At 36.1% G+C, this 6620-nt stretch carries 6 protein-coding genes; 1 reads left to right on the top strand and 5 read right to left on the bottom strand.

The genetic code is table 11. The annotated features are described in order from the left end of the window. A partial coding sequence (locus ABIZ51_02130) for a KUP/HAK/KT family potassium transporter (GenBank protein ID MEO7087574.1) occupies positions 1 to 905 on the top strand: 905 nt, incomplete at its 5' end. A 120-nt stretch (positions 906 to 1025) separates the two neighbouring features. Here ABIZ51_02130 and ABIZ51_02125 read toward each other — a convergent pair. The 5 genes from ABIZ51_02125 to murC all read right to left on the bottom strand — a co-directional run bounded on the left by ABIZ51_02125 (position 1026) and on the right by murC (position 6620). Further along, positions 1026 to 1469: a GatB/YqeY domain-containing protein gene (locus ABIZ51_02125; GenBank protein MEO7087573.1), complete on the bottom strand. Its 444-nt coding sequence runs from the start codon at positions 1467 to 1469 to the stop codon at positions 1026 to 1028. A 29-nt stretch (positions 1470 to 1498) separates the two neighbouring features. Then, positions 1499 to 3049 (bottom strand): cell division protein FtsZ, encoded by a 1551-nt coding sequence (ftsZ, locus tag ABIZ51_02120; GenBank protein ID MEO7087572.1) that lies wholly within the window; start codon positions 3047 to 3049, stop codon positions 1499 to 1501. A gap of 62 nt (positions 3050 to 3111) precedes the next feature. Continuing rightward, entirely contained in the window at positions 3112 to 4395 is a 1284-nt protein-coding gene (ftsA, locus tag ABIZ51_02115; GenBank protein MEO7087571.1) for a cell division protein FtsA, read from the bottom strand. Positions 4396 to 4399: 4 nt separating this feature from the next. Continuing rightward, complete coding sequence (locus tag ABIZ51_02110) at positions 4400 to 5197, bottom strand: hypothetical protein (GenBank protein ID MEO7087570.1); 798 nt, start codon at positions 5195 to 5197, stop codon at positions 4400 to 4402. A 16-nt stretch (positions 5198 to 5213) separates the two neighbouring features. Then, on the bottom strand, positions 5214 to 6620 hold the full coding sequence (gene murC / locus ABIZ51_02105; GenBank protein ID MEO7087569.1) for a UDP-N-acetylmuramate--L-alanine ligase: 1407 nt from the start codon (positions 6618 to 6620) through the stop codon (positions 5214 to 5216).

Here is a 6620-nt window from a genome sequence, read left to right as displayed (position 1 = left end):
TTACCATCGCTATGCTGATGACTACATTGTTGATGTATCATTTTCTAAAAGATGTGAAGAAATTGCCGCGTTGGTTAGTAATTATGATAGTGAGTGTTTTTGTAACGGTCGAATTTTCTTTTTTTGTGGCAAATGCCGTTAAATTATTGAAAAGATTATTTTTCTTGGTGTTTGAAATTGGACTTATTTTCACGATGTACATTTGGCACAGTGCTCGAAAAATCAACAATCGCTTTTTAAATTTTATTGATTTGAAAGATTACATTCCTTTGTTAGACGACTTAAGCAAGGACACTACCATTTCTAAATTTTCGACACATTTAATTTATTTGACCAAAGCGAATGACCCAACGCATGTGGAACAAAAAATTATTTATTCCATTTTCAGTCGCCAACCAAAGCGTGCCGATATTTATTGGTTTGTGCATTTGGAACGTACAGATGAGCCATATACGATGGAATACAGCGTAGAAGAATTAAAAAATGACAAAGTCATTCGCGTCGAATTTCGTTTGGGTTTCCGTGTGCAACCGCGCATCAATGTGATGTTCCGTAAAGCAGTGGAAGAAATGGTGGCAAATAAAGAATTGGATATTTTGAGCCGCTATCCATCCTTAAACAAACACCATTTAGCTGCTGATTTTAAATTTGTTTTATTGGAAAAATTTTTATCATACGACAATGAATTTTCCATACGAGATGGCTTTATTTTGAACAGTTATTTCGCCATTAAAAAACTGGCTCTTGCCGATGACGAAGCCTTTGGTTTAGATACCAGCGAAACACGCGTAGAAAAAATTCCGATGGTAGTAGCCCCTATTTCAACCATTCATTTGAAAAGAACTTTTTTCAAATACGAAGATGGAAAAACAATTCTTTCGCCTCCTTGCGATCCAGAAAAATAATTTTTTAATCAAAAAAAACGGTTAATAAAAGTGGTTTGAAAAAATAATTTTTCAAATGCTTATAATGAGAACGGGCAACGTTTTCACGTTGCCCGTTTCAAAACACAAACAAACACAATTTTATTTTGTTAGCAATTCGCGCACCAGCGTGGAAATAATTTTTCCGTCTGCTTTGCCCACCAATTGCTTGGTGGCAAGTCCCATTACTTTACCCAAATCCGCTACCGAAGTAGCTCCGGAAGCGGCAATAATCGCAACTAATTCTTTTCGAATATCCGCTTCACTCATTTGTTTCGGAAGGTAATTTTCGATCACTTCTGCTTGAAAAATTTCTACGTCTGCCAATTCTTTTCTGCCTTGCTCAATATATATTTCGGCAGTTTCTTTTCGTTGTTTCACCATCTTCTGAAGTGCTTTCGATTCGGTTGTTTCCGAAAGTCCTTCAGGAGATGTTTTCAATAACAAAATGGCAGATTTAATGGCGCGTAACGCTTCTAATTTCTTAGCGTCTTTCGCAAGCATTGCCGCTTTTATATCGGCATTTATTTTTTCTTCGAGTGCCATGGTTTTATTTTTTAAAAAATTATTTTTTGTTAATCCACATTGTCGTGAAGAAAAGAATTATTCGGTTTTATTTCCACTTTTTTATCTTCTGTTTCTGTCAAAGTGTATCTCGAAATAGGCGATTCAGAAGAGTGAGGCGTGCTATCCAAGGTTACATTTCTTCTTTTGTAAGCCGGTTCATGTTCCAATTCTGCAATGTCCTTTGCTGTTTTCACTTTAAAGCTCAAATCTTTTAATTGAATTACTCTTTCTCTCGCCTTACGCATTTGCTCGTCGTTGTCGATTTTTTTCTCTTCTTGTTTTTTCACTTCATCGCTCGGAGAAAAATGAGAAATCGTTTCTTGACTTACCACCGGCTCGCTTTGCGCGATTGGAGTTTCAGATAATTCTGTTTTTGTTTCTGGAACAGGATTTATCTTATTGGTAATTTCAAACGGAATAGCAGTTTGTTCTTCCGGTGATTTTTTTATCAAAAAAGGTTCTTGAGAAAAAATTTCTGAAGACGTTTCTTCTTCTTTTTTCGAAACTATTTCTGCTACTTTTTCGATTGGTTTTATTTCCTCTTCTAAATGTAGAATTATTTTTTCGGGTTGTTTTACCGATTCAATTCCCCTATCTTCTCCTTTGCCGTTAAAGCCAGTAGCGATAATGGTTACATTTACTTTTCCGCCAAGCGATTCATCAATTCCATATCCTTTGATAAGCTCCGCTGTTTGTCCAGCTGCATCTTGAATATAGTCTGTGATTTCTCCCAATTCATCCATCGTAATTTCATCTGCTCCGCAAGTAATATTCAACAACACATAACGTGCACCGCGAATATTATTATCATTTAAAAGTGGAGATGACAAAGCCATTTCAACCGCTTTTACCGCACGATTTTCACCTTCCGCAGTGGCAGATCCCATAATGGCAACGCCGCTATCTTTCATTACCGTTTTTACATCGGCAAAATCCACGTTTACGTGTAAGGTAACTGTGATAATTTCTGCAATACTTTTTGCAGCTGTGCTTAATACGTCATCTGCATGACCAAAAGCTTCGGTCAATTTTAAATTACCATATATTTCGCGCAATTTATCATTGCTGATAACAAGCAGCGTATCTACATTTTTTTTCAATTCTTCCAAGCCATCTTCTGCTTGAATTCTTCTTTTTTTACCTTCAAAAGAAAAAGGAATTGTAACAATAGCTACTGTTAACAAACCCATTTCTTTCGCAATTTTTGCGATTACTGGAGCTGCTCCAGTGCCTGTACCACCGCCCATTCCGGCAGTAATGAAAACCATTTTGGTATTCTGCGCTAAAATTTCTCTGATTTCTTCGATGTTTTCCATCGCAGCATTTTTCCCAACTTCCGGAAGAGAGCCTGCGCCTCTACCTTCTGTAAGGCTTGTGCCCAAAGAAATTTTAAGTGGCACCGGACTAATATCCAATGCTTGCTTGTCTGTATTACAGACAATAAAATCAACGCCTTTTATACCTTGATGGTACATGTGGTTTACAGCGTTACTTCCACCGCCGCCAACTCCAATCACTTTGATGATGGAGGAGTGTTCTTTTGGTAAATCGAATTGCATCATGTTGTTTGGTTTTAAATTATTATTGTGTTTTTGTTTGTGTGTTTTATTTTGAATGATTTTTATTTTAATTGATCCGCATCTTCGTCAAATAATTGTTTTCCTTTTGCCAATATTTTATCGAAGAAACTTCCTTTTGTTTTTTTAGAATGTGAGGTAATCGAATTTATTTTTTCTTTGGATTTTTCTTTCTTCTCAATCGTTTCCAAACCTTTCATCACCAAACCAACAGCTGTAGCAAACATTGGGCTCGTAACGTCTTCTGTTCCTTTAGCAAGATGTTCGTTTGGATAACCAACGCGTGTATCCATGCCCGTTGTAAACTCCACCAATTGCGTGATGTGTTTAAGTTGCGCACCGCCGCCAGTAATGACAATACCTGCAATTAATTTTTTTTCGTAACCCGAATTTTTTATTTCGTAATACACATTTTCAATAATCTCTTCCATTCGCGCTTGAATAATGCTCGATAAATTTTTTACAGAAATTTCTTTGTGTGGACGACCTCTCAAGCCTGGAATCGAAACAATTTCGTTCTCTTGATTTTCGCTTGCCAAGGCAGAACCGAATTTTATTTTCAATAATTCTGCTTGACTTTTAATGATCGTACAACCTTCCTTAATATCTTCTGTAATCACATTTCCACCGAAAGGAATAACGGCAGTATGTCGAATAATTCCATCTTGAAAAATCGCTACATCCGTTGTTCCACCGCCTACATCTACTAATACAACGCCAGCTTCTTTTTCTTCCGCACTCAATACCGCATCCGCTGATGCCAAAGGTTCTAAGGTTAAATCCGCTACTTGCAATCCTGCTTTTTCAACACAACGATAAATATTTTTTGCGGCTGCAATTTGTCCGGTTATGATGTGAAAGTTCGCTTCCAAGCGGATCCCTGACATTCCAATCGGATTTTTTATTCCTTGTTCATTGTCTATAATATATTCTTGCGGCAACACGTGAATAATTTCTTCACCTGGTAAAACTGCCAATTTGTACATGTCTTCAATCAATCTATCCACATCTGCCTGATTGATTTCTTCTTCTAAATTATTACGCGTGATGTATCCGCGATGTTGTAAACTTTTGATGTGTTGCCCTGCAATGCCCACGTTTACTACTTTTATATCCACACCTGCTTTTGCTTCTGCTTCCTGAACAGCCGTTTTTATGGATTGAACCGTTTGCTCGATATTAAGCACAACACCTCTCGAAACTCCCACGGAATCACTCTTCCCGAGTCCGAGTATTTCTATTTTTCCAAATTCATTTTTACGTCCTACAATCGCAACTATTTTAGTTGTTCCGATGTCAAGACCTACAATTATTTCATGTGATTCCATGTTTTTATTTTTTTGTACAAACTATTTGATCCTTAAATTTTAAATTGATAATGGCATATTTATCCCACCAACCTGTAGTGTTCAAACCTTCTCTGTAAAAGACTTTCAGCTTATTAAATTTCTCATCCAAATCCGACGCATCACCCAGCACAATTTTATTCTTTCCCACTCTCGGTATCAACACAAAATCAGAATCTTCACTTACATATATTTGCTCAAACTGCGCTTTCAAAAGGCTATCACCGTTGATATACGTGGCAAGCGTGTAAATTGACCCCAACATTGTCTGCTTATTTAAAGTCGAATCTTTCCACACATCGTTCATATTATCGTTGTAATATTTTGCATACGATTCTTGTAAATTTCCGTTCACCACAAGTACTCGAGATGTATATTCATCCGACAAAGGCATTAACTTTCCGGTTACATCGATGTAAAAACTTTCTCCATCTTTATCAAACAATCGCACCAAAGGTTGGCGTTGTTGTACATTTATTTTCACATCTCCATTTACGGTTGAATATACCTCCGCATCGGCGATGTAGGCATTATTATCAAGTGTGTTTTCCAATCCAAAAATATTGACAGTAGAGAATGGTTGGTTCACAATCGAATCTCCTTTTGAGTGAATCATTTTTTTAATGTCATCTTGATTGATGAAAAAATTTCCGTCGCTATTTTTAATATTAATTTCTAAACTTTTACACAGCATCGCATCTTGCTTTTTGCTCACAAAACCGAGCAACACGAGCAATCCTGCCAGTAGCAAAGACCAAAACGATATGTGAATTATTTTTTTCATTTTCGTGTTTGAAAAATTAATTTTTCAAGAGTCTTTTTTTAATTGGTTCTATTAACATGTCGATATCTCCCGCGCCCAATGTTAAAAGCACTTCTGGTTTTCTTTTTTCTATTTCGTTTACTAATTCTGCTTTCGAAAAAATATTTTTTTGAAGCACATTTATTTTGTCTAACAACATTTTCGACGTAACACCTTCCATCGGTAATTCCCGTGCTGGATAGATTTCTAAGAGAATCACTTCGTCCAATAAGGAAAGACTTTTTGCAAATTCTTCCGCAAAATCGCGTGTACGCGAATACAAATGCGGTTGAAAAACGCCCGTTATTTTTTTATCCGGATAAATCGCTTTCACAGAATTAATGCACGCTTTCAGCTCTTCCGGATGATGCGCATAGTCGTCAATGAAAATTAATTTTTCAGTTTGGATAATATATTCGAAACGTCTTTTTACACCTTTAAAAGTGCTCAATGCTTTTTTGATATCAACATCACTAATTTTTAATTGACGTGCTGCAGCAACCGCCGCTATTGAATTCTCAACATTATGTTTTCCGTGAATTCCCAATGTTATGTTTTCAATTGTTTGATTTTGACAAACGACATCATACGAATAAAATCCTTTTTCGAGAGACAAGTTTTTTGTGTAATAATCTGTTTTATCATTCACAGAATATGTCAGAACAGCATTTGCATATTGAATCTTTTCTTGCACATTTTTCTTCGTAATCAAAACGCCTTCTGCATTTATTTGGTTCGCAAAAAGCGCATACGATTCTTCCATCTCTTTCACATCTCCGTAAATATCCAAATGGTCTGCATCTACAGAAGTAATCACTGCCACATTCGGATGCAAGGTTAAAAACGAACGATCGTATTCATCCGCTTCTACCACCACAATCGCCTCTTTCGAAGTGGATTTATTTTCTGTTTTTAAAGAAGAACTCAACAATAAATTGGTATTGTAATTTTGTGTGATGCCTCCCAGAAATGCCGTACAATCAATGTTTGCTGTTTTTAAAATATGTGCGATAAGTGAGGAAGTCGTTGTTTTTCCATGCGTACCAGCAACTGCAATCGTGAATGCGTTTTTCGTAATTAAACCCAATAATTCCGAACGTTTTACTAATTCAAAATTGTGTTCTTTGAAATAAATTAATTCTGCAAAATCTTTCGGAACAGCTGGTGTATACACAATTAAAATTTCAGAACGTTTCTGCGAATCAAAATGATTGGAAATAAATTTCACATCACTTTCAAAATGAATATCAATGTCTTCTGAAATTAATTCGTCCGTTAATTTTGTAGCCGTTTTATCATATCCATAAATTTTATTTCCTGCCGCATTAAAATAACGCGCCAAAGCACTCATACCAATGCCTCCGATACCCAGAAAATAAAATGTATGTATATTTTTTAATTCCAT

It is taken from the genome of Bacteroidia bacterium (genome assembly GCA_039924845.1).
Lineage (GTDB): Bacteria > Bacteroidota > Bacteroidia > DATLTG01 > DATLTG01 > DATLTG01.
The sequence above is the reverse complement of the archived record's forward strand: the minus strand, read 5'-3'. Positions and strand labels throughout refer to the sequence as shown.

What these genes read in the sequence shown, in the direction of transcription:
- ABIZ51_02125 (MEO7087573.1), bottom strand. Translation starts at nt 1,469, where the DNA reads ATGGCACTCGAAGAAAAAATAAATGCCGATATAAAAGCGGCAATGCTT.
- ftsZ (MEO7087572.1), bottom strand. Translation starts at nt 3,049, where the DNA reads ATGCAATTCGATTTACCAAAAGAACACTCCTCCATCATCAAAGTGATT.
- ftsA (MEO7087571.1), bottom strand. Translation starts at nt 4,395, where the DNA reads ATGGAATCACATGAAATAATTGTAGGTCTTGACATCGGAACAACTAAA.
- ABIZ51_02110 (MEO7087570.1), bottom strand. Translation starts at nt 5,197, where the DNA reads ATGAAAAAAATAATTCACATATCGTTTTGGTCTTTGCTACTGGCAGGA.
- murC (MEO7087569.1), bottom strand. Translation starts at nt 6,620, where the DNA reads ATGGAATTAAAAAATATACATACATTTTATTTTCTGGGTATCGGAGGC.